The sequence below is a fragment of the Sphingobium jiangsuense genome, from assembly GCF_014196495.1.
GTDB lineage: Bacteria > Pseudomonadota > Alphaproteobacteria > Sphingomonadales > Sphingomonadaceae > Sphingobium > Sphingobium jiangsuense.
On the sequence record NZ_JACIDT010000026.1, the window covers coordinates 22,013 to 44,292 of the forward strand.

The 22,280-nt window shown below is 66.9% G+C and carries 24 protein-coding genes; 15 read left to right on the top strand and 9 right to left on the bottom strand.

The genetic code is table 11. From position 1 onward, the window contains the following. Nucleotides 1-48: 48 nt before the first annotated feature. The 3 genes from GGR43_RS21165 to GGR43_RS21175 all read right to left on the bottom strand — a co-directional run bounded on the left by GGR43_RS21165 (nucleotide 49) and on the right by GGR43_RS21175 (nucleotide 3,438). Nucleotides 49-1,125 (bottom strand): NAD(P)H-dependent flavin oxidoreductase, encoded by a 1,077-nt coding sequence (locus GGR43_RS21165; RefSeq protein WP_188073803.1) that lies wholly within the window; start codon nucleotides 1,123-1,125, stop codon nucleotides 49-51. 159 nt (nucleotides 1,126-1,284) lie between these two features. Next, nucleotides 1,285-2,685, bottom strand: a complete 1,401-nt coding sequence (gene desA, locus GGR43_RS21170; RefSeq protein ID WP_188073804.1) for a syringate O-demethylase — start codon at nucleotides 2,683-2,685, stop codon at nucleotides 1,285-1,287. A gap of 51 nt (nucleotides 2,686-2,736) precedes the next feature. Then, nucleotides 2,737-3,438 carry an alpha/beta fold hydrolase gene (locus GGR43_RS21175; protein WP_188073805.1) on the bottom strand — a complete coding sequence of 234 codons (702 nt, stop codon included), beginning with the start codon at nucleotides 3,436-3,438 and terminating at the stop codon, nucleotides 2,737-2,739. A gap of 157 nt (nucleotides 3,439-3,595) precedes the next feature. On the opposite strand from GGR43_RS21175, the gene GGR43_RS21180 reads away from it, so the two are divergent. From GGR43_RS21180 to GGR43_RS21195, 4 genes are read left to right on the top strand one after another with little or no spacing between them, the layout of a single operon-like run. Next, nucleotides 3,596-4,465 (top strand): methylenetetrahydrofolate reductase, encoded by an 870-nt coding sequence (locus GGR43_RS21180; RefSeq protein ID WP_188073806.1) that lies wholly within the window; start codon nucleotides 3,596-3,598, stop codon nucleotides 4,463-4,465. A 34-nt stretch (nucleotides 4,466-4,499) separates the two neighbouring features. Continuing rightward, on the top strand, nucleotides 4,500-5,357 hold the full coding sequence (gene purU / locus GGR43_RS21185) for a formyltetrahydrofolate deformylase (protein ID WP_188073807.1): 858 nt from the start codon (nucleotides 4,500-4,502) through the stop codon (nucleotides 5,355-5,357). A 4-nt stretch (nucleotides 5,358-5,361) separates the two neighbouring features. Then, nucleotides 5,362-6,225 (top strand): bifunctional 5,10-methylenetetrahydrofolate dehydrogenase/5,10-methenyltetrahydrofolate cyclohydrolase, encoded by an 864-nt coding sequence (locus GGR43_RS21190; protein WP_188073808.1) that lies wholly within the window; start codon nucleotides 5,362-5,364, stop codon nucleotides 6,223-6,225. Then, nucleotides 6,222-6,599: a dihydroneopterin aldolase gene (locus GGR43_RS21195; protein WP_188073809.1), complete on the top strand. Its 378-nt coding sequence runs from the start codon at nucleotides 6,222-6,224 to the stop codon at nucleotides 6,597-6,599. The genes GGR43_RS21190 and GGR43_RS21195 overlap by 4 nt, the downstream gene beginning before the upstream one ends. Nucleotides 6,600-6,611: 12 nt before the next feature. Here the strand turns inward: GGR43_RS21195 and GGR43_RS21200 are convergent, their stop codons facing one another. Next, a complete protein-coding gene (locus GGR43_RS21200; RefSeq protein ID WP_188073810.1) occupies nucleotides 6,612-7,835 on the bottom strand; it encodes a multidrug effflux MFS transporter in 1,224 nt (407 codons plus the stop codon). Between the two features lie 288 nt (nucleotides 7,836-8,123). Here GGR43_RS21200 and GGR43_RS21205 point away from each other — a divergent pair, with 288 nt between their 5' ends. After that, nucleotides 8,124-9,470: an MFS transporter gene (locus GGR43_RS21205; RefSeq protein ID WP_188073811.1), complete on the top strand. Its 1,347-nt coding sequence runs from the start codon at nucleotides 8,124-8,126 to the stop codon at nucleotides 9,468-9,470. Nucleotides 9,471-9,482: 12 nt separating this feature from the next. Here GGR43_RS21205 and GGR43_RS21210 read toward each other — a convergent pair whose 3' ends face one another. Together GGR43_RS21210 and GGR43_RS23915 are read right to left on the bottom strand one after the other, a co-directional pair. Next, the gene (locus GGR43_RS21210) at nucleotides 9,483-9,974 is read right to left on the bottom strand and encodes a MarR family winged helix-turn-helix transcriptional regulator (protein ID WP_246343965.1); all 492 of its coding nucleotides are present in this window, start codon (nucleotides 9,972-9,974) and stop codon (nucleotides 9,483-9,485) included. 164 nt (nucleotides 9,975-10,138) lie between these two features. Continuing rightward, entirely contained in the window at nucleotides 10,139-11,740 is a 1,602-nt protein-coding gene (locus tag GGR43_RS23915; protein WP_284278645.1) for a GMC family oxidoreductase, read from the bottom strand. A 347-nt stretch (nucleotides 11,741-12,087) separates the two neighbouring features. On the opposite strand from GGR43_RS23915, the gene GGR43_RS21220 reads away from it, so the two are divergent. The 4 genes from GGR43_RS21220 (at nucleotide 12,088) to GGR43_RS21235 (ending at nucleotide 16,724) form a co-directional block, all read left to right on the top strand. Further along, a complete protein-coding gene (locus tag GGR43_RS21220) occupies nucleotides 12,088-12,477 on the top strand; it encodes a protocatechuate 4,5-dioxygenase subunit alpha (protein WP_223177559.1) in 390 nt (129 codons plus the stop codon). After that, complete coding sequence (locus GGR43_RS21225; RefSeq protein WP_188073813.1) at nucleotides 12,474-13,328, top strand: class III extradiol dioxygenase family protein; 855 nt, start codon at nucleotides 12,474-12,476, stop codon at nucleotides 13,326-13,328. The genes GGR43_RS21220 and GGR43_RS21225 overlap by 4 nt, the downstream gene beginning before the upstream one ends. Before the next feature lie 38 nt (nucleotides 13,329-13,366). After that, nucleotides 13,367-14,824 (top strand): lignostilbene-alpha,beta-dioxygenase, encoded by a 1,458-nt coding sequence (locus GGR43_RS21230; protein ID WP_188073814.1) that lies wholly within the window; start codon nucleotides 13,367-13,369, stop codon nucleotides 14,822-14,824. A gap of 370 nt (nucleotides 14,825-15,194) precedes the next feature. After that, entirely contained in the window at nucleotides 15,195-16,724 is a 1,530-nt protein-coding gene (locus GGR43_RS21235) for an FAD-binding oxidoreductase (protein ID WP_188073815.1), read from the top strand. Between the two features lie 105 nt (nucleotides 16,725-16,829). Here GGR43_RS21235 and GGR43_RS21240 read toward each other — a convergent pair whose 3' ends face one another. Next, nucleotides 16,830-17,225, bottom strand: coding sequence for a nuclear transport factor 2 family protein (locus GGR43_RS21240; RefSeq protein ID WP_188073816.1), 396 nt, complete (start codon nucleotides 17,223-17,225; stop codon nucleotides 16,830-16,832). A gap of 117 nt (nucleotides 17,226-17,342) precedes the next feature. Here GGR43_RS21240 and GGR43_RS21245 point away from each other — a divergent pair, with 117 nt between their 5' ends. The 6 genes from GGR43_RS21245 to GGR43_RS21270 are packed head-to-tail and all read left to right on the top strand — an operon-like array spanning nucleotide 17,343 to nucleotide 21,673. Continuing rightward, nucleotides 17,343-19,004 (top strand): GMC family oxidoreductase, encoded by a 1,662-nt coding sequence (locus tag GGR43_RS21245; RefSeq protein ID WP_188073817.1) that lies wholly within the window; start codon nucleotides 17,343-17,345, stop codon nucleotides 19,002-19,004. Next, complete coding sequence (locus GGR43_RS21250) at nucleotides 19,001-19,399, top strand: nuclear transport factor 2 family protein (RefSeq protein WP_188073818.1); 399 nt, start codon at nucleotides 19,001-19,003, stop codon at nucleotides 19,397-19,399. Before GGR43_RS21245 ends, GGR43_RS21250 begins: the two co-directional genes overlap by 4 nt. Nucleotides 19,400-19,429: 30 nt before the next feature. Continuing rightward, entirely contained in the window at nucleotides 19,430-20,179 is a 750-nt protein-coding gene (locus GGR43_RS21255) for an SDR family NAD(P)-dependent oxidoreductase (RefSeq protein ID WP_188073819.1), read from the top strand. A gap of 15 nt (nucleotides 20,180-20,194) precedes the next feature. Beyond that, a complete protein-coding gene (locus GGR43_RS21260) occupies nucleotides 20,195-20,698 on the top strand; it encodes a DUF3237 domain-containing protein (protein WP_188073827.1) in 504 nt (167 codons plus the stop codon). A 16-nt stretch (nucleotides 20,699-20,714) separates the two neighbouring features. Then, a complete protein-coding gene (locus GGR43_RS21265; RefSeq protein ID WP_188073820.1) occupies nucleotides 20,715-21,140 on the top strand; it encodes a nuclear transport factor 2 family protein in 426 nt (141 codons plus the stop codon). Next, nucleotides 21,137-21,673 carry a nuclear transport factor 2 family protein gene (locus GGR43_RS21270; protein WP_188073821.1) on the top strand — a complete coding sequence of 179 codons (537 nt, stop codon included), beginning with the start codon at nucleotides 21,137-21,139 and terminating at the stop codon, nucleotides 21,671-21,673. Before GGR43_RS21265 ends, GGR43_RS21270 begins: the two co-directional genes overlap by 4 nt. Before the next feature lie 6 nt (nucleotides 21,674-21,679). Here GGR43_RS21270 and GGR43_RS21275 read toward each other — a convergent pair whose 3' ends face one another. Both GGR43_RS21275 and GGR43_RS21280 read right to left on the bottom strand, forming a co-directional pair. Then, nucleotides 21,680-22,093, bottom strand: a complete 414-nt coding sequence (locus GGR43_RS21275; RefSeq protein ID WP_188073822.1) for a nuclear transport factor 2 family protein — start codon at nucleotides 22,091-22,093, stop codon at nucleotides 21,680-21,682. A 70-nt stretch (nucleotides 22,094-22,163) separates the two neighbouring features. Continuing rightward, nucleotides 22,164-22,280 (bottom strand): aldehyde dehydrogenase family protein (locus GGR43_RS21280; protein ID WP_188072397.1); only part of this gene is annotated, 117 nt, incomplete at its 5' end.

A 22,280-nucleotide genomic window follows, 5' to 3' on the forward strand; every position in this document is an offset into this window, starting at 1 on the left:
TCGGAACAGCCGCGAATGCGGCGCCTCCTCCTCCTGCGCGAGACCGGATCAGCCTTCGCCTATCGCTGCCCGGCGCGCCTGCCGCAATTCGTCGCTCAGGACAGCGACCAGCGCGGCAGCGGGCATCGCGCGGGCCAGCGGCGCGCCCTGTCCGGCCCATTGCGCGCCGAAGCCATGCTCTCCCTTCGCCTTGGCCGCCGCATGCAGCGCCTTGCCCGCGTCATAGGCCATGGGATAGCCGGCCGGACGGCAGGCTCCCTCCTTGTCGGCGAGGGCGGTGAAGCGATTGGGCAGCGCCCTTGCCGGGCGGCCGGAAATGAGGGTGGTGAGCCGCGTATGCGCGCTGCCCGGCCCGGCGAGAGCCTGCCGATAGGCATCGTCCGCCGCCGATTCGGGGCAGGCGATGAAGGCGGTGCCCAGCTGCGCCGCGACCGCGCCGAGATCCAGCGCGGCAGCGATGCCCGCGCCGTCCATGATCCCGCCGGCGGCGATAACCGGTATGCGGCATTCCCTCGCCAGCAGGCGGGTGAGCGCCATCGTGCCCAGCCCGTCGTCCGGGGCGGCCGGATCGAATATACCGCGATGCCCGCCCGCCTCAATGCCCTGCGCCACCACCATGTCGATACCGGCGGCCTCCACCAGCCGCGCTTCCTCCGGGCTGGTCGCGCTCGCCAGCAGGAGGCTGCCGCCCTGCTTCAGCGCCGCGATCAGCGACGCGGGAGGGAGGCCGAAATGGAAGCTGACGACCGGCGGCCGCGTCTCCAGCACTATCGCCTGCATATCCGGGTCGTCGTTGAGGCTGGTATAGATCGGGCGGAGGGTCCGGGGCGGCTGCGCGCCGAACTCGGCGAACAGCGACCTCAGCCAATCGATCCACGCCGCTTCCCGCTCCGGATCGGGTTCGTCGGGCCGGTGGACGAAGAAATTGACGTTGAAGGCGCGGTCCGTCCGTTCCCGCACCTGCGCGATCATCGCGCGGGCGCCCGCCGCGTCGGTCGATCCGACACCGATGGACCCCAGTCCGCCCGCATTCGACACCGCCGCGGCAAGCTCCGGCGTGGAGGTTCCCGCCATGGGCGCCTGGATGACGGGAACGGAAAGGCCGAGCCGGTCGAGAATGCTCATAATATCCCTTTCAGGTTGAAGCATGACGGGACGGCGATACTCCGTTCCGCCGCGAATATCAGGTCTTTACTTCCCGTCCGCCCGGTTCCGGGCACGAAAAAGGGCGCGGAGTGACCCCCCGCGCCGTTTCCCTTGCGACCCGATCAACGGGGTGAAGGATCAGTCCTTCCTGGTGCGCCAGCCGTCGGCGTAGCTGTCGCGCGCGACTTCCGAATAGGGCGCGGGCGACACGATCGCCTTGATCTCGGTCTGGACATGGGGCTCGACGGTCGGCTTCTTCGTGCCGCCATTGGGCTCGCCCCACACCAGCGTGACCTCGGTGCCCGGCTCGGCGACCGACTGGTCGACCATGGCGAGGGTCAGGAAGCGGCCCTCATTGGCCGAATAGCCCGACCAGGTGGAGATGCCGACGCTCTTGCCGTCCTTGGTCACCAGATCATAGGGGTGCATCGAATAGACCGAGCTGGGGAACTCCATGAACTTGGCGCGGTCGCCCTTCTGGAGCATCGAGCTCATCACCCGCATCACGTCCTCATTGTCGAGCGCGAGCGTGACCTTCTGGCGGTGCGGCTGGTCCTTCATCTTCTCCAGCGCCTCGCGGCCGATGAACTCATGGTCGAACTTGACCATGATGCCGTAGCCCAGATCCCACGGGGTCAGGTAATAATCCTCGATATTGTCGGAAACGAAGCTGCCGCCGATCGAGGTGACGCCCTCATAGCTGTTGGCCTTCAGCCACGCGCGATAATCCTTCAGCGAGTCGCCCGTGTAGATGGCGGGCAGCGGCGAGGGAATCCACGCCGATTCCAGCGCGTTGGAGCTGTAGGTGCGGCCGCCGACGAGGGTGAGGCCGAATTCCTCGCCCGCCGCGATCAGCGCGTCGCGCACCGTGTCGTAATCCTTCCACGGGCCGAACAGCTCGTAACCGGGCTGGCCCGCCATGCCGTGGCGCAGCGCGCGCACTTCCGCGCCGTTGATGGTGATCGGCGCCATGTGGAAGAACTTCAGGTCCGGCGGGGTGGTGCCCATCGCCTTTTCCAGCGTCTTCATGGCGTTGGGGCCCTGAAGCTGGAAGCGATAGTTGCGGCGATAGCCCTTTTCGGCTTCCGGGCGCATCGCGGTGCGCTCGTCGCGCTCCACCTTCACGTCCCACTTGCCCGACGCGGCATGATATTCGACCCATTCGATCGACGGCGCGCGGCCGACCAGCTCGAACTTGTTCTCTTCGAGATAGAACAGGATCACGTCGCCGATCACATAGCCTTCCGGGGTGACGGGCGCGAACTGCTTGGCGCGGTTCGGCACGAAGCCCTTGAAGCTGTTGGGCGCGAGATAGGACAGCATGTCGAACGCGCCGGGGCCGGTGACGAGCAGGTCGACCATGTGATAGCTCTGGTTGAAGAGCACGCAGGTGTTGGCCCACGCCATCTGCTCGCTGCGCCAGTTGGAATATTCGCCCGGCACGCCCGGATAGACGTTGGGGCCGCTCTGCTGGTTGCGCAGGAACTCGACGATATTGCCTTTCTCGTCGAGCAGTTGCTGCAGGGATTTGTCAGTCATCAATGCCTCTCCTTACACATTCGGGATAAAGGTTGGGGTTGGGGGTAGTGGTCACGACGCGGCCGGCCAGTCGAGCCATTCGCGAAGGATTTGGTTGAACTGTTGCGGCTTTTCGGCGGGCGCCATGTGGCCCGCCCCTTCCACGACCCGCAATTGCGCGCCGGGAATCCGCTCGACCATGTCCGCATGCTGGTCGACCGGCGACCATTGGTCCTCGTCGCCGACGATGGCGACGGCCGGAACGCGGATCGACGCCAGCACCGCATCGGTGTCGGGACGGTTCAGCAGCGCCGCGATCTGGCGCTCGAACACGTGCTGCCCGGCATCGATGCACATCGCCCGCAGCGACGCCATCAGGGCGGCGTCGCCCCGGCCGGCCGCGCCGACCATCGGCGGCAGCCAGGCGTCGACCAGCGCGGTCATGCCCTGTTCGCGCCCGATGTCGCGCAACGCGTACCGCTTGTCCGCCTCGCCCGGCTTCACCGGATGGATGCCGGTGTCGGCCAGCGCGATGCGCTCGACCCGTTGCGGTGCCTTGCGAATCACCTCCAGCGCGATTCGCGCGCCCATAGAATGGCCGAGCAGCGCGAATCGCTCCGGCGCGCGGGCGAGCGCATAATCGGCCATCGCCTCGATCCGGTCGCAGCCCGCATAGAATCCGTCGACCGCCACGGCGCCCGGAAAAGCGTCGATCTGCGCGGCGAACATGCGCGAATCGCAGAGCAGACCCGGCAGGATCAGCAGCGTGCTCATTTCACCTCCTCGAACGCTTTCTTCGTATTCATGAAAATTTCATCTACCCGAAACGGATCATTCGCGCTAGAGGAAATCGCAAGGACCCAGAGGAATCGGCCTTCCCCCATGCCCACGGCAGGCAAAGGCCGCCCGCAGACCCTATAGGGAGAGAGAGATGAGCATACCGGTCATTCACCCGAACTGGGATCGCCCGCCCGCCGGGATCACCGACGGCTATTCGCTGGAAATCACCGCGAAGGATGTCGAATCGCTGCGCGAGGCCGCGCCGATGATCGCGCCCGAAACGCCGATCGCCGTCACCTTCCTGCCCGGCGAGGAAGCCCCCGCCCGCATCGCCGCGACCAAGGCGGTGCGCGAGCTGGGCTTCGAGCCGATGCCGCATTTCTCCGCGCGGCGCATCCGCTCGCACGAGGAATTCCAGTCCTATCTCTCCGCCGTCGTCAACGAGGCGGGGGTGCGCCGCTGCTTCGTCATCGCGGGCGACCCGGAACAGCCAGAAGGCCCGTTCGAGGACAGCAGCGCGCTGATCGCCACCGGCGCGTTCGAGCGCGCGGGCATCCGCGCGATCGGCATCGGCGGCCACCCGGAAGGCCACCCCAACATGACCGAGGCGCAATGCTGGGAGGTGCTGGAACGCAAATGCGCGGATATCGCCGCGCGCGGCATGGCGCCGCTGATCGTCACCCAGTTCGGCTTCGACACCGACCGCTTCCTCGCCTGGCTGCGGGAACTGCGCGCGCGCGGCATCGAGCATCCGGTGCGCATCGGCGTGCCCGGCCCGGCGGGCATCAAGACGCTGCTGCGCTTCGCCGCCCGTTGCGGCGTCGGCGCCTCGGCCTCGGTGATGGCGAAATATGGCATTTCGCTCACCAGGCTGATCGGCACCGCCGGCCCCGACAAGCTGGTCGACCGGCTCGCGACCGATTTCGGCAGCGAACATGGCCGGGTGCGCCTGCACTTCTACCCGTTCGGCGGGCTCGTCCGCACCGTCGAATGGATCAACGACTATGCAGCGCGCCATTGATGAACAATAAGCAGCCTTTCCGTGGAGATGAGATGTGACTGAAGTCTGTACCCTTACCCTGCAATGCGACGACCGGCCAGGGCTGGTCGCCGCCGTCGCCGATTTCCTCGCCGCCAATGACGGCAACATCATCGACGCGCAGCAGTTCAACGACCGCCTCAACGGCCGCTTTTTCATGCGCGTGGAATTCGAGCTGGGCGGCGGCAAGGCGGTGGACGCGCTGCGGGAGGGCTTCACTCCGCTGGCCGCGCAGCACGGCATGGAATGGAAGCTGCGCCGCAACCGCGACCCGCAGAAGGTGGTGCTGATGGTCAGCAAGTTCGACCATTGCCTCGGCGACCTGCTCTATCGCCACCGCATCGGCGAGCTGGACATGGAGGTCGTCGCCATCCTCTCCAACCACCCGAAGGAGGTGCTGCACACGACGATGATCGGCGACCTGCCCTATCATCATCTGCCGATCGCCAGGGACACCAAGCCGCAGCAGGAAGCGGAAATCAAGCGCATCGTCACCGAGACGGGCGCGGATCTCGTCGTGCTGGCTCGCTACATGCAGATCCTGTCCGACGACCTGTCCGCCTTCCTGTCGGGCCGCTGCATCAACATCCACCACAGCTTCCTGCCCGGCTTCAAGGGCGCCAAGCCCTATCACCAGGCGCATGCGCGCGGCGTGAAGATGATCGGCGCGACCGCCCATTATGTGACCGAGGACCTCGACGAAGGCCCGATCATCCATCAGGACGTCGAGGCGATCAGCCATGCCGACACGCCCGAAGACCTCGTCCGCAAGGGCCGCGACATAGAGCGCCGCGTGCTCGCCACCGCAGTGGAGCATCATCTGAAGGGCCGCGTGTTCCTGAACGGCGCGCGCACGGTCGTCTTCAAGGCCTGAGCCGGTGGCCGACATCATCGACGGCCGCGCGATCGCGGCCGGGCTGGTGGCGCGCACGGCGGCGGAGGTGCGGGCGATGGAGGCACGGTCGGGCGTCACGCCCGGCCTCGCCGTCATCCTCGTCGGTCATGACCCGGCGAGCGAGGTCTATGTCGGCCGCAAGATCGCCCAGTGCCGCAAGGCGGGCATCCGCTCGATCGAGCATCGCCTGCCCGCCGACACGCCGCAGCGCGACCTGCTGGCGCTGATCGACGCACTGAATGCCGACGCCGCCGTCCACGGCATCTTGATCCAGCTGCCGCTGCCCGCCCCCATCGACGCCGCGCTGGTGCTGGACCGCATCGACCCGCGCAAGGATGTGGACGGCTTCCACCCGGTCAATGTCGGGCGGCTGTCGACCGGCACCGGCGGCCTCGTGCCCTGCACGCCGCTCGGCATCATGATGCTGCTCGATACGGTGATCGACGATTATCGCGGGCTCGACGCGGTGGTGATCGGCAAGTCGAACATCGTCGGCAAGCCCGTCGCCATGCTGCTGCTGGAGCGGGAAGCGACCGTCACCGTCACCCATATCGAGACGCTGGACCTGCCCGACGTAGCGCGCAAGGCGGACATCATCGTCGCCGCCGCGGGCGCGCCGCATCTGGTGCGCGGCTATTGGGTGAAGCCGGGCGCGGTCGTCATCGACGTGGGCATCACCCGCGTCGCCGACCATGACGGGCGGACCCGCATCGTCGGCGACTGCGCGACGCATGAGCTGGACCATGCGCGGGCGGTGACGCCGGTGCCCGGCGGCGTCGGGCCGATGACCATTGCCTGCCTGCTCAGCAATACGCTATTGGCCGCGCAAAGGATGACCGCCCCATGACCGAGACGCCCCGGCCCGACCCGAAACAAGCGCAGTGCCTGACCTCGGTGCGGGTGCGCGACCTGCCGCTGCTCGCCGATATCGGCATCAACCCGGACGAGATCGGCCGCCGCCAGCCGCTGGTCATCAGCGTGGAGCTGAAATTGTCGGGCGGCCGGGTCGACGGCATCGAGCATACCGTCGATTACCGCCGCATCGCGCAGGCCGCCGAGGATCTGGCGGCGGTGCACATCCCGCTGATCGAAACCTTCGCCTACCGGCTGGGCGAGCAGTGCCTCGGCTTTCGCGACGTGGTCGAGGCGCGCATCAGCATCGACAAGCCCTTCGCGCTGACGCGGGGCCTTGCCGGGGTGGAGGTCGTCCTCCGCAACTAGAGCAGGCTCCGCTCAGCGCGCCAGCGCGGGCGCGGGACGGCCGATCACCGCCGCCATGATCGCCAGCACGATCAGGAAATCGGCGCCCAATATGCCGAGCAGCGGCAGCAGCGAGAAGGACGGGAACAGCGACACCGCCCCGCTCGCCAGCGCCGTCACCGCGAGCTGGATCGTCCCCAGCACGCCCGCCGCCGCCCCAGCGCCGGACCGCGCGGCGTCGAGCGCGCAGGTCGCCGCCGGGGTCAGCATCAGCCCGGCCAGCGCGAACAGCAGCATCGACCAGAGCTGGAACAGCGCCAGCGGCACCTGCGCCATCGCCAGCGCCAGCAGCGCCAGCGAAGCCGCCAGCCCGCACGCCGCCACCAGCACCAGCAGGCGGCGCCCGCCCAGCCTGCGCATCAGCCCCGGCGCGAACTGCGTGGCGACGATCGAAACGACGGCATTGAGCGCCAGCAGCAGGCTGTACTGAAAGCCGTCCAGCCCGAACACATGGGTATAGACGAAGGGCGCCGCCGTCACGAAGGCGAAGGGGATGGTCGTGCCGAGCCCCGCCACCACCGCCCAGCCGAGAAAGGCCGGGGTCGTCATCAGCTGACGGAAATCGTGCCACAGCGCCATCTTGCGGCGGGACCGGCGTTCGGGCGGCAGGGTTTCGGGCAGCAGCAAGGCCACCGTCAGCGCGGCGATCGCCCCGGCGGCGGCGAGGATCAGGAACAGCCCGCGCCACGGCATCAGCTTCAGCAGGAAGCTGCCCGCCAGCGGCGCCAGCACCGGCGAAATGCCGATGACGAGGAAGGTGAAGGCCATCAGCCGCGCCGCGCTGTGCCCGCTGTGCATGTCGCGGATCATCGCCCGCACGCTCGACGTGCCGGCGCAGGCGGCCATGCCTTGCAGGAAGCGCAGCATCACCAGCTGATCGAGGTCCGTCGTCATCGCGCAGGCGAGCGAGGTGGCCATGAACAGCAGCAGCCCGCCCATCAGCGGCCGCCGCCGCCCGAAGCGGTCGCCCAGCGAGCCCATCGGAATCTGCGCCACCGCCAGCCCCAGGAAGAAGGCGGACAGGGTGCGCTGCACCGCGCCGCTGTCGGCCGCCAGCGCCTGCGCCATCACCGGCATCGCGGGCAGGTAGAGATCGATCGCGAACGGCCCAAGCGTCGAGAGGAAGCCCAGCGCTATGCCGAACAGCAGGGTCGGTTCCCTGCCTTGCGGCGGCGGGGCATCAGCCTGTTCGGACATGCTTCGTCATTCCTTCATCCGCCGAAAGGCGCCTAATTTTTTCTGACAGGATAATTTCGCTGTATAATAACGACCGTTAACGTTCATGGAGAGATCGCACAAGCCCGCCCGTGCGGAATTCTGCCCGGCGCGGATGGGCACGTACGCCTTCTCCGCTTGCCAGCGGCATCGAATCCGATATTGTCCGCCCGAGAAACAATATCCGAAGGGGAGCGGCAGCGGCCGGCCGGGCGGAAGAACCCGCATCGCCCGATCTTCCCCCGCCGGAGCCTGAAGGACCTGACGCGCATGCCGACACCGCCCCCTTCCGCCGCCGCGCTGCCGGCCGACGATCCGCGCACGATCATCGCCGACAGCCCGATGCGCGCGCGCCAGATGATCGCGGTGGCGCTCTGCTGCCTGCTCAACGCGCTGGACGGGTTCGACGTGCTGGCGATCACCTTCGCCGCGCCCGGCATCGCGCAGGACTGGGCGATCGATCCCGGCGCGATCGGCTTCATCATCGCGATCGGCCTCGCCGGCATGGTCGTGGGGTCGCTGACGCTGGGGCAGCTGGCCGACCGGATCGGGCGGCGGCGGCAGATCCTCTTTTCCCTCGTCGTCATGACGGCGGGCATGTTCGCCTCCGCCTTCGCGCCGGACATCATCACGCTCAGCATATTGCGCGCGCTGACCGGCCTCGGCCTCGGCGCGATGCTGGCCTCGATCAACGCGATGGCGGCCGAGTTCGCCAACCGGCGGCGGCGCGACCTTGCCGTCAGCATCATGGCGGCGGGCTATCCGATCGGCGGCGTGGTGGGCGGCTGGGTCGCCTCGCACCTGCTGCGCTCGCACGGCTGGGAATCGATCTTCATCTTCGGCGGCATCGCCACGGCGGCGACGATCCCGCTGGTGCTGGCGCTGCTGCCCGAATCGATCGGCTGGCTGGCGGCGAGCGGACGGGCCGACGCGCTCGCCCGCATCAACGCGATATTGCGCCGCCTCGGCCACCCGGAAGGGGGCCAGCTCGCCCGCACCGAAACCCGCGCCATATCGGCCGCCGCGCTGTTCGGGCCGGAATTCCGCGTCACCACCATCGCGCTCATCATCATGTACGGCGCGCATATGATGACCTTCTATTATGCGCTGGGCTGGGCGCCCTCGCTGGTCGCCTCACTGGGCTTCGACCAGTCGAGCGCCAGCCTCGTTTCGGTGTTCATGAACCTGGGCGGGGCGACCGGCGGCTTCGTGCTGGGCTTCCTCGCGCCGCGCCTCGGCCTCAAGCCGATGCTGCTGCTGGGCATGGCGGGCGCGGCGGTCGCCGTCACCGCCTTCGGCGCGGTTCCGGCGCAGCTGCTCGCGCTCCAGATCGCGGCGGTGGTGCTGGGTTTCCTCTCCAACGGATCGGTGGTCGGCCTCTATGCGCTGATGGCGCGCGCCTACCCCACCGCGCTGCGCGCCGGGGGCACCGGCGTCGTCATCGGCTTCGGACGGATCGGCGCCGCCTTCGGCCCGCTGATCGCCGGACAGCTGCTCGCCTGGAACATGGGGCGGACGGTCACCTCCGCCGTGCTCGCGCTGGGATCGCTGCTCGCCGCGATCATCCTCGCCACCGTCGCCATTCGCGGCGTGCGGGAGGCGGACGTCACCGATTGAGGCCCTCCCCCGTCAGGCGGCGTCCTCGTCGTCATCGGCGGGCCGCGTGCGTTCGAGGAACAGCGAGCGGCCTTCCTCGTCTGTCGCCTCCAGCGTGTCGATCAGCGTGTCGAGCACCCGGTTCAGCATGTCCACCTCATCGGGCTTCAGCTCCGACAGCAAATAGGTGGCGACCAGGTCGGTCTGCGGCCGCATGACCTTGTAGAGCCGCTCGCCCTCCTCCGTCAGCGACAGCGTCTTGCGGCGGCGGTTGGCGGGGTCGCGGTTGACATGGATGCGGCCGTGCTTCTGCAACGCGGAAACCGCCCGCGACACGCTCATCGCGTTGACGCCGGTCATCTCCACCAGCTCATGGCTGGCGGCGGTGCCGTAGCGGCCGATCAGCATCAGCAGCCGGAATTCGTTGACGCTGATCTTGTAGCGATGCTCCAGATAGGTCGAGAACGGCGCCATCAGCCGGTTCGACAGCTTCAGGATGCGGTGCAGCGTTTCGGCAACGCCCATCGATTTTTCGACGGCGCGAACGGAAGCGTCAGAGGATTTGCGCATGGGTCGGTTAGAACTTTCTGACATGCTGGGATGTAGCGCGACAGGACCGGATCGTGTCAAGCGACCGCGGAAAACCGGCGCCGTTTTTCATCATCGCTCTCATCCCCACTCCACTCCCGTCATTTTCCAAGGCTAGCTATCACATGGGCCGCCCCCTTGTCGCCAATCATGATGGCGGTGGCGTTGGTATTGCCGACCGGCAGCATCGGCATGACGGAGGCGTCCGCGACCCATAGCCCCTCGACCCCGCGCAGGCGCAGGTCGGCATCGACGACGCCGTCCTCCTCCCCGCCGATGCGGCAGGTGCCGACCGGGTGATAGAGCGGGAAGCCCGCCAGATGCACATAGGCGCGCAGGGCCTCGCCCTCCATCGCGCGGTCCGGGCGGACGTCCTCGGTGATGTAGCCGCGCATCAGCGGATGGTCGAGAATGCGGCGGACATGGCGGATGCCGTCCATAATCTGGTCGACGTCGTCCTCCACCCCCAGCAATTCGTGGCGGATGACCGGCGGCGCGAGCGGATCGGCCGAGCGCAGCGACAGGCGGCCGCGCGACTGCGGCCGGGCGAGGCAGACCACGGTGCTGACCGCCGGGCTGCGCCGCATCTGGAGCTTGCCCTCGGCGTCGAGATCGAAGGCGAAGGCGGTGAAGCTGATCTGGAGGTTGGGCGCCGGCGCATCCGCCTTCGTGCGCAGGAAGGTCTGCCCATGCGCCATCGACGCCGTGAGGATGCCGCGCCGCCGCAGCAGGAAGTCGACCCCGTTGCGCAGCGCGGCCAGCCCGTGCGCCTCGCTGTTGATCGTCGGCGTGTTGACGCCGTTCACCACATGGACGCCGACATGCTCCTGCAGATTGCCGCCGACGCCGGGCCGGTCGACCAGCACCTCTATGCCATGGGCGCGCAGTTCCTCGCCGCCGCCAATGCCGGACAGCATCAGCAGGCGCGGCGAGTTCATCGCCCCGGCCGACAGCACCACGCCATGCCGGGCGCGCAGTTCCTGCCTCCGCCCGTCGCGCAGCACCTCGACGCCGACCGCGCGGCGGCCCTCGAACAGAATGCGCGACACCGGGCTTTCCAGCTCCACCCGCAGGTTGGGGACGGCGCGCGGCAGCTTCAGATAATTGACCGCCGCACTGCGCAGGCCGAGACGCTGCGTCGCCTGCGCATGATCGGTGCCCTCGCCGGGATGCTCGCCATTATGATCGGGCGTGCGGGGGACGCCGAGGTCCGCCGCCGCCTGCACCCAGGCATCGACGATCGGATAATGGACGCGCGGGTCGGACACGCCGATCGGGCCGCTGTCGCCGCGCCATGGGTTCGCGCCATGCTCGAACCGCTCCATGCGGCGGAAATAAGGCAGGCAGTCGTCATAGGACCAGCCGGCCGCGCCCATGCGCACCCAGTTGTCATAATCATGGCGGTGGCCGCGCACATAGATCATGCCGTTGATCGAGCTGCCCCCGCCCAGCCGCTTGCCGCCGGGCCACACATCGGCGCGGCCGCCGATGCTGGGGTCGGGCTCCGCCTTGTAGGCCCAGTCGAAATCCGGGTTCTGGACGACGGAGCTGACCAGCGCGGGAACTTTCAGCCGGATATGGCTGCCGGTCTTGCCGGCTTCCAGCAGCAGTATCTTCAGCCCGGATTCGGCGAGCCGCCCCGCCATCGCGCACCCGGCCGATCCGCCGCCGACCACGATGATATCCGGCTGCCTGTCCACCACTTCGCCCTCCCGCGCCTAAATTTTAACGATCGTTATCATTACAGATAAACCCTACACGCAGGAGCCGCAAGCCCTTGTGCGCGCCGTGGGCGCGGAAGGCGATTTGGGCTGGGTGACAAACCCCTTAAGCGTTCGCCCTGAGCTTGTCGAAGGGCTGTCCTTCTCTTGGGGCAAAGAACAAGACAGGGCTTCGACACGCTCAGCCCGAACGGGTCTCTTATGCGGGCACCCGCCCCCCCAAGCAGCAGCCTCCCAAACAATAAACGCCCTTCTTTTGATCCCGGTCAATGTCCCGAAGCGCCGCATCTGCCATCATAACGTCTGTTATTGTTTTGGGAGAGACGGAAATGACATCCCCCGCCGCGTCCGGCCCCGCGCCGCGCCGCCCGATGAGCCGCACGATACCGGGCACGCCCATATTCGACGGCGCCGCCGCCACGCAAGGCTATGCGCTGAACGCGATGTGCTTTTCCTTCAACGACCCCGCCAACCGGGAAGCTTTCCGCGTCGACGAGGACGCCTATTGCGACCGCTTCGCCCTCACCCCGCAGCAGCGCCGCGCGGTGAAGGATCGCGACATATTGGGCATGATCGCGGCGGGCGGGAACATCTATTATCTGGCCAAGCTGGCCGGGATCTTCGGCCTTTCGGTGCAGGATGTCGGCGCCGCGCAGACGGGCATGAGCGTCGAGGCGTTCAAGGCCGCGCTGCTGGCCCATCAGGAGGAAACGGCATGAGCACCATCGTCGGCGGCATCTTCACCAGCCATGTGCCCGCGATCGGCGCGGCCATCGCCAAGGGGGTGCAGCAGGAACCCTATTGGAAGCCCTTTTTCGACGGCTTCCCGCCCGTCCACCGCTGGCTGGAGCAGGCGAAACCCGATGTCGCGGTCGTGTTCTACAACGATCACGGCCTCAACTTCTTTCTCGACAAGATGCCGACCTTCGCTGTGGGGGCAGCGCCGCGTTATGAAAATGCGGACGAAGGTTGGGGCCTGCCGCTGTTCAAGCCGTTCGAGGGCGCGCCGGACCTGAGCTGGCACATCATCGACCATCTTGTCGGGTCCGATTTCGATCCGACCACCTGCCAGCAGATGCTGGTCGACCACAGCCTCGCCATCCCGTTCGAGCTGTGCTGGCCGGAGGCGGCGGCATGGCCGGTGAAGCTGGTGCCGATCGCGATCAACACGGTGCAGCACCCGCTGCCCAGCCCGCGCCGCTGCCTCGCGCTCGGCCGCGCGGTGGGCGCGGCGCTCGAAAGCTGGGACGGGCCGGAGCGGATCGTGATCCTCGGCACCGGCGGCCTGTCGCACCAGCTCGACGGCGAGCGGGCGGGCTTCATCAACACCGCCTATGACCGCCACTGCCTCGACACCCTCGGCCCCGATCCCGACGCGTTGGCGCGGCAGGACGCGCTCGACATCATCGAGCAGGCGGGCAGCCAGGGCGTCGAACTGCTGAACTGGATCGCCGCGCGCGGCGCCCTGACCGGCCGGGTGGAGGAGGTGACGCGCAACTATCATGTGCCGATCTCCAACACCGCCGCGGCCACCATGGTGCTCGCCAACGAAGCGCCGGTCCCGGCCTGAGCGCCGCCGCCGCACCCCTCCTCCCCAAGGAATATCCGATGGTCCATTTTCCCGAAGAACCGCTTTATCAGGACGTACTGCGGCTCGTCCGCCTCGAAGGCGACATCGCCGACCTCGAACTGGAAGGCGAGGTGCCGCCGGAGATCGACGGCGCCTTCTACCGGGTCCACCCCGATCCGCAGTTCGCGCCGCTCTATCCGCACGACCAGTTCTTCAACGGCGACGGCATGGTATCGATGTTCCGCATCCGCGACGGCCGCGTCGGCTTCCGCCAGCGCTATGCGCAGACCGACAAGTGGAAGCTGGAGCGGGCGGCGGGCAAGGCGCTGTTCGGCGCCTATCGCAACCCGCTGACCGATGACGAGAGCGTCAGGGGGCAGATTCGCGGCACCGCCAACACCAATGTGCTCGTCCATGCGGGCAGGCTGCTGGCGATGAAGGAGGACAGCCCCTGCCTGCTGATGGACCCGGTTTCGCTGGCGACCGACGGCTATACGGATTTCGACGGCACGCTGGACCTGCCGACCTTCGCCGCCCATCCGAAGATCGACCCGGACAGCGGCAATTTCTGCGGCTTCGGCTATGCGACCAAGGGCCTGCTGACGCCCGACGCCAGCTATTTCGAGATCGACCCGCAGGGCCGCGCGGTGCGGCGGATCGACTTTGCCGTACCGCATTACACGATGCTGCACGATTTCGGTATCACCCGCGATTATGCGGTGTTCCATGTCGTGCCCTATGTGTCGAGCCATGAACAGCTCGAACGCGGGGAGCCGCATTTCAAATATGACCCGGCGCTGCCCTTCTATCTCGGCGTGTTCCGGCGCGACGGCGACGGCAGCGACATACGCTGGTTCGTTTCGGACAAGAGCTTCTGCGGCTGCCATGTGATGAACGCGTTCAACGAGGGCACGCGCGTGCATCTCGACCTGCCGGTGTCGGAGAACAACAGCCTGCCCTTCTTCCCCGATGTGCACGGCGCGCCGTTCGATCCGGTCGCGGCGCGCACGGTGATGACGCGGCTGACCGTCGACATGAACGCCAACAGCGACGCCCTGTCCGAAATCCGTCCGCTCGGCACGATGGTGGGCGAGTTTCCCCGCATCGACGACCGCTTCGCGGGCAAGCCCTATCGCCATGGCTGGATGCTCTGCTACGCGTTCGACAAGCCCTATAACGGCCCGGCCGGCCCGTTCGCGGCGGTGCTGAGCACGCTCACCCATCTCGACGTCGGGACGGGCGAGGAACGGAGTTGGTGGGCGGGGCCGGACTGCGGAATACAGGAACCCTGCTTCATCCCGCGCGGCCCGGAAGCGGCCGAGGGCGACGGCTGGCTGGTCGCGCTGGTGGACAACCACATCACCAACTATTCGGACCTGTGCCTGTTCGACGCTCTGGATATCGCGCGCGGGCCGATCGCGCGGGCGAAACTGCCGATCCGGCTGCGGCAGGGGCTGCACGGCAACTGGACGGATGGCAGCCTGCTCGCCGCCTGAGGCGGGGGGCCTCGACGGCAAGGGCAGCGCGGCCGGGCGCGGAAGGGGATGGGCCTTCCGCGCCCCCTTCTGCCAGTGGGTGAGTTGGCTGCAGTTAGCCCCTCCCCTTCAGGGGAGGGGTTGGGGTGGGGTTCCGCCTCGGAATCCGGCATTTGCACCCAGCGGCACACACCCCACCCCTCGGTCCCCTCCCTTGAAGGGAAGGGGATGATTGATATACGTCCCTAGGCCGAAAGCGGTCATCCACCCAGAATCTCTGCAAAAGGATATAATCGCCGCTCTTTTTCGCGCATCTCACCCGCCATCGCTTGCACATAATGATAACGAACGTTACGGTATTAGCCGACAGTGAACCGAGGATGCCCCGATCATGACCAGCGCCACCACGGCCAGCCCTTTCCTGCGCGAGGCTGCGGCCCTGCTGGGCGCGGATCGCGTGTTCGCGCAGGAGGACGACCGCGCCGCCTATAGCGACCAGATGGCGTTCGCGCCCGAAGAGCATGCTCCGGCGGGCGCGGTCGCGCCGCAAAGCGTCGAGGAGGTGCAGGCGCTCATGCGCCTCGCCAATCGCACCGGCACGCCGCTCTGGCCGGTCTCGCGCGGCAAGAATCTCGGCTATGGCGGCTCCGCCCCGGCGATGAAGGGTTGCGTCATCCTCGATCTGTCGCGGATGAACCGGATTTTGGAGATAGACACCGATCGCGGCTATTGCGTGGTGGAGCCGGGCGTCGGCTTCTATGACCTGTTCGACGCGCTCCAGAGCCGGCACGGCATGAAGCTGTGGATGTCGGTGCCCGGCAATGCCTGGGGCAGCGTCGCGGGCAATGCGCTGGAGCGCGGCAAGGGGCCGCAGCCCTATGGCGACCATGGCGCGCAGATTTGCGGGCTGGAGGTGGTGCTGCCCGACGGCTCGCTCGTCCGCACCGGCACCGGGGCGATGGCGGGATCGAAGACCTGGAACCTCACCCATGACAGCTACGGCCCGGCGTGGGACCAGATGTTCTGCCAGTCCAATTTCGGCGTGGTGACGAAGCTCGGCCTGTGGCTGATGCCCGCGCCGGAGGCGACGATGACGCTGGACCTGCAATTGCCCGAACCGGGCGACCTCAAGCGCGGCGTCGACATGCTCTACCCGCTGCGGCTGCGCGGGCTGATCGACCATGATCCGGCCTGGGTCAGCTATGTCGGCATCGCCTCCTATGTCGGGCCGCGCTCGACATGGTATGAGGGCGGGGGCCTGCTGCCGGAGGAGAAAGGCGCGGAAATCCGGCGCACGCTCGGCATCGGCTGGTGGAACTGCCAGCTCAACTTCTATGGCCATGAAAAGGTGATCGCCGCCAAATGCGAGGCGGTGATCGACGCCATCGCGCCGCATTTCCCCAAGCGCCCGGAGCCGACCGTCTGGCGGCAGGGCGACCCCTTCGGCGCCAGCAAGGCGGGCATTCCCGGCACACGCGACATGGCGATGATCGACTGGTATGGCGGGCGCGGCGGGCATATGGGCTTCTCGCCGATCCTGCCCGCCGATGGCGCCGCCGCGCTCGCCCAGTTCGAGCGCACACAGCGGCGCTTCACCGAGGCGGGACTGGATTATTACGGCGCCTTCTCGGTCGGCGGCCGCGCGGTCGTCAACATCAACGAGATCCTCTACAACCGCGACGACGAACGCATGGCAGGCGCGGTGCCCCGGCTGATGGAGCATCTGATCGCCGACGCGGCGGCCGAGGGCTATTGCGAATATCGCACCCATATCGAATGCATGGACAGGGTTGCGGCGACGCTGGATTTCAACGAGGGCGCGATGGGGCGGCTCAACGGCCTGCTCAAGGACGCGCTCGATCCCAAGGGCATACTCGCGCCGGGCAAGCAGGGGATATGGCCCGCCCGCTATCGGCGCTAGGGCAGGCCGCCGATGCCGTCGCCCCAGCGCAGGCTGGGGCCGCAAGCCGTGTCGCGCACCATATCCGGCGATGCCAGCCTGCGCTGGCATGACGGTGACGGAGGGTCAGGGAATGATCGCGCAGCCGACGGCGGTGAACTTCCCGTCCGCCACATGATAATGGATATATTGGCGCATCTCCTGCACCTCGCCCGCCTTGATCGGGAAGAACTGGTGCAGTCCCTGCGCCGCCAGCGTATCGGCATCCAGATCGCGAATCGCCTCCACCCGGATGATCCCCTCCAGCGCGACCAGCTCCTCGCTTGCCGCGAAGCGCTCTATCGTCAGCGTCTCCTTCACATGGCTGTGGAGGAAGCCGTAGAATTTCTTGAAATCCTCCCGCGTCGCGAGGTCCACCCCGAAAAAGGCCAGCCGCGCGCCCGGCGCGTAGAAATCATAGACGGTGTCGTAATCCTTCGCATTGAATGCGGCGGCGTAGCGTTCATAATCGGCCCGGTTCATTTCTCTCTCCCCCGATTGCCTGCTTGTGTTAATTGATAACGAACGTTACGATCATTGCAGCAATGCGGGCCGATGAAAAGGCCGGATCGAAAAAAGGCGAGAGAAAGAGGAAAGGCCATGCGCGCATCCGACGCGAGGGAGCAGTTCGACTATATCGTGATCGGCGCGGGGTCGGCCGGATGCGCCGTGGCCGCGCGGCTTTCCGAAGACCCGCATGTCTCCGTGCTGCTGCTGGAGGCGGGCGGCAAGGACGATCATCCCTATCTCAAGATGCCGGTCGCCTTCCTGAAGGCGGTGATCGATCCGCGCTTCAACTGGCCCTATATGACGGAGCCGGAGCCGCATCTGAACGGCCGCCGGCTTCCGCTGCCAAGGGGCAAGGTGATGGGCGGCTGCTCGTCGATCAACGGCATGTTCGCGATGCGCGGGCATCCGGGCGATTATGACGAATGGGCGGCGATGGGCGCGGATGGCTGGTCCTATGCCGATGTGCTCCCCTATTTCCGCAAGCTGGAGGACAGCTGGCGCGGCGAGAGCCTCTATCACGGCAAGGGCGGGCCGATGCAGGTGAAGCCGATCGCCTCGCCGCTGCTCCACCATGAACCGCTGATGGAGGCCGCCGAGGCGGCGGGCTTTTCCACCAGCGAGGATCTGGGCGGCGCCGTCGCCGAGGGCTTTGCGCGCGGTGAGATGACGATCGACGACAAGGGCCGCCGGGTCAGCGCCTCCACCGCCTATCTGCGCCCGGCGAGAAACCGCAAGAATCTCGTCATCCGCTCGGGCGTGCTGGTGCGCAAGCTGCTGATCGAGGATCGCCGCTGCACCGGGGTCGAGATCGACACGCCCGCAGGCCCGCAGGCCCTTGCCGCGCGGCGCGAGGTCATCCTGTCGGGCGGCACCTATAATTCTCCGCACCTGCTGATGCTGTCCGGCATCGGCCCGGCCGAGCAGTTGAAGCGCCATGGCATAGAGGTGATCGTCGACAGCCCCGGCGTCGGCCGCAATCTTTCCGAACATACCAATGTGTCGATGGAATGGGACGCGACGAGGCCCGTCACCTTCCTCAACCAGCTGCGCTGGGACAAGATCGCCTTCAACGCACTGCGCTGGGCGACGATAGGCGGCGGGCCGCTGGCGCTGCAGCTCAACAGCTGCAATGTCGTGATCCGCACCCGCGACCATCTCGACCGGCCCGACATCCAGTTCATGGCGAACCCGATCCGCTTCGACGCCAGGCCCTGGTTCCCGTTCCTGACCGAACGGCAGAGCCATGTGTTCTGGGCGGGCCTCGTCGCGCTGCATCCCGAAAGCCGGGGCTGGGTCGAGCTGCGCTCCGCCGACCCGCGCGAGGTGCCCGCCGTCACGCTCAATCTGATGGCGGAGGAAGGCGACCTCGCGACGATGCGCGCGGGGATACGCGCCGCGCGCAAAATCTACCGCACGCCGCCGCAGAGCGAGCTGATCGGCAACGAGCGCCTGCCCGGCGCGGCGGTGGACGATGACGAGGCGCTCAATGCCTTCATCCGCGACACCTGCTATGTCGCGATGCACCCGACCGGCACCTGCTCGATGGCGATGGGCAATCACTCCGTGGTCGATCCGCAATTGCGGGTGATCGGCATAGAGGGACTGCGCATCGCGGATTGCTCGGTCATGCCGACGGTGCCGGGCGGCAATACCGGGCTGCCCGCGGTGATGGTGGGCGAGAAATGCGCGGACCTCATCAAGGGCCGCACGCTGCCCCGCGCGGAACTCCCCAGCGCGCAGGAAGCGGCATGAGCACCGACGCCCACACGCCGGAGGAAAAGGCCAATCTGCGCCTCGTGCTCGACATGTTCGACCAGGTGCTGAACGCGATGGACGCCGATGCGGTCGATCGCTTCATTGCGCCCGATTATATCCAGCATAACCAATCGGTCGGTCCCGGCGTCGAACCGCTCAAGGATCTGCTGCGCTTCATCAAGAAGGAAACGCCGCAGGCGGTGCATGATGTGAAGCGCAGCTTCGTCGACGGCGATCATGTGATCGTCCATTATCATGTACGGCGCTGGCCCGATGATCTCGGCTGGGCGGTGGTGGATATCTTCCGCATAGAGAACGGCCTGATCGCCGAACATTGGGACGTGCTGCAAAATCTGCCGGAAAGCAGCCCCAACCCCAATTCGCCATTCTGACGGGATAACAGAAAGAGGGAGAGGAACCCCATGCGTTTCAAGGACAAGGTCGTCCTCATATTGGGCGGCAACAGCGGCATCGGCCTCGCCAGCGCGAAGGCCTTTGCGGCGGAGAGCGGCATCGTCCACATTACCGGGCGCGATCAGGCGACGATCGACGCCGCCGTGGTCGAAATCGACGGCGCACGCGGCTATCGCGCAGACATGGCCGATCTGGCGGCGATGGAGGAGATGATCTCCGCCATAGAGGCGCAGGACGGGCGCATCGACGTGCTGTTCGTCAATGCGGGCGTGGGCGGCTTCGCACCGATCCGCGAGCTGACGCCGGAGGACTGGGACAAGGTCCATGACATCAACCTGCGCGGCGCGGTCTTCGCGATCCAGAAGGCGCTGCGCCTGATGGGGCGCGGCGGGGCGATCGTCGTCACCGGCTCGATCGGCGGCCATGGCGTGCTGCCCGGCAACGCCGCCTATGGCGCGGCCAAGGCGGGCCTTGCGATGGCGGTGAAGATCATCGCCGCCGAACTGGTGGGCGAGGGCATCCGCGTCAACATGGTCAGCCCCGGCCCGATCGAAACGCCGCTGCTCCACCGCAATCCCGGCATCAGCGGCGAGGCCGTCGCTGCGCTGCGGGAACAGATGATCGCCGCCGTGCCGATGCGCCGCATGGGGCAGGCGGAGGAAGTCGCCCGCGCCGTGCTGTTCTTCGCGTCGGAGGATGCAAGCTTTGTTACCGCCGCCAATCTGTTCATCGATGGCGGCGCCCTCGAACTGGGATAATCTGGAGACAGGATGATGGAAGGCCCTTTTTCTACCCTCGACAATCCGCGCCTCGAATTCGTGATGGAGGTGCGCCTCAAATTCCCGCGCGTGCAGATGATCGCCAACACGCCCTGGGGCGGCAACCGCAGCGCCGTCTATGTCGAAAGCGGCACCTTCGAAGGCCCCCGCCTGCGCGGCACGGCGGTGCCCGGCTCCGGCGGCGACTATGCCTATTTTCGGCCCGATGACGTCGCCTGCTTCGACGCGCGCTACATGCTGGAGGAAGAGGACGGCACGCTGATCCTGCTCAACAACAGGGGGTTCCTTTGGGGCCGCAAGCCCGACACGATGGAGCGGCTGCGCGACTGGGCGTTCAGGGGCGGCGAGCCGGTCGAGCAGCAGGACTATTATCTGCGCGGCCAGCCCAGCTTCGAATGCCCGGTCGGCAAGCATGACTGGCTGACCAAGCATGTATTCGTCGGCGTCGGCGAACGCCGCGCCGACGGCAATGTGCTGCGCTATTACGCGCTGACCTGAGCGGGAGGAGCAGGAGATGACGGATGCCGGACAATCGCCGGAGGACCGCAACACGCAGATCGTGCTCGCCATGTGGGAAGGCGTGATCGGCCGGGGCGACAGGGAAGCGGTGCTGAAATATATCGCGCCCGACTATGTGCAGCATGCGGTCAACCTGCCTTCCGGGCGCGAGCATGTGCTGCGCCTCGCCGACATGATCCGCGAAGGCAATGCCGATTTCAAGCCGCCCGCGCGCAAGACGCTGTTCAGGACGATCGCGCAAGGCGACATGGTGGTGGTGATCTGGGAGCAGCAGCAGGACGACCCCACCCGCCCCGGCGAAACCTATACCGGCCATGCGTTCGACATGTACCGGCTGGAGGACGGGATGATCGTCGAGCATTGGGACGACACCCGCAAATGGCCGACCGCATGGAAGGCGAAGGGCGAGGCGGCGGAATGAGCGGCGCGCGCCATCATACCGCGCCCTATCATACCGCGCTCATCCCGGCGGCGGAGGTCCCTGCGGGCCACACGCCGCCGATGGTCGCGGCGGACCAGCAGGCGCTGCTGGCGAGCGGCGACCCGGTGCTCGCGGCGAACAAGCGGCTGTGCTACGACATGTATCGCACCGTGTTGCAGGCAGGCCGCGCCGACCGGGTGCGCGACTTCATCGGCCCGCACTATATCCAGCACAACCCCAATGTGGCGAACGGCGTCGAGGCGCTGGAAGCGTTCATCCGCGCCTCCCGCCCAGAGCGCCCGATCGCGCCCACCATCGAACTGCCCCTCGTCGCGATCGTCGCGGAGCGGGACATGGTGCAGTTCACCTTCGTCCGGCAGGAAAAGGACGCGGACGGCGCGCCTTATTATACCAGCTGGTTCGACCTCTTCCGCATCGAGAACGGCCGGATCGTCGAGCATTGGGACCCGGCGCTCAAAAGCCCGGAGATGCTGAAGCTCGATCCTAATGAGAAGCGTCTGGGCGACCGATGATCCGGCTCACCCAGCCGGAATCCAGACCGCGCCCTTGATGTGGCGGATCAGGCCCCCGGCATCGAGCAGGTAGAGGATCAGGAACTCGACCTCGACCGCCTGCCCCTTCGCCACCGGGGTCATGCCGGAATAGCCTTTTTCCGCCAGCACATCCGGCGACAGATCCTCCAGCCCCTCGAAACGGATGACGACATTGGCGACGAAGCCGTCCGTGCCGGGGTAGAAGCCGCGGAACATCACCTCTTCGCGGCAATAGCGGTGGAAGAAGGCGTAGAAGGCGCGGAAGGCGGGCTTGCCCTCGACGCGGAAGCCCGCATTCTCCAGCGCGAAATCATCGGCGAAGAAGGTTTCGAGCGTCGCATAATCGCGCGCGTTGAACGCCTCGATATAGCGGTGATAATCCGCCTCGGTCATCATCATGGCTCTCTCCCTTTTCTATATGCAAAAAGGGCGGGAATTCGCATTCCCGCCCTTGTCCGTTGTCAGAAGCTCAGATTTGGGAAGGCATTCCATCGAGGAGGATGGTTTTGGTTTCGAGGAAGGGGGCCAGGCCCTCGACCCCGCCCTCGCGGCCGATGCCCGATTGCTTGAAGCCGCCGAAGGGCAG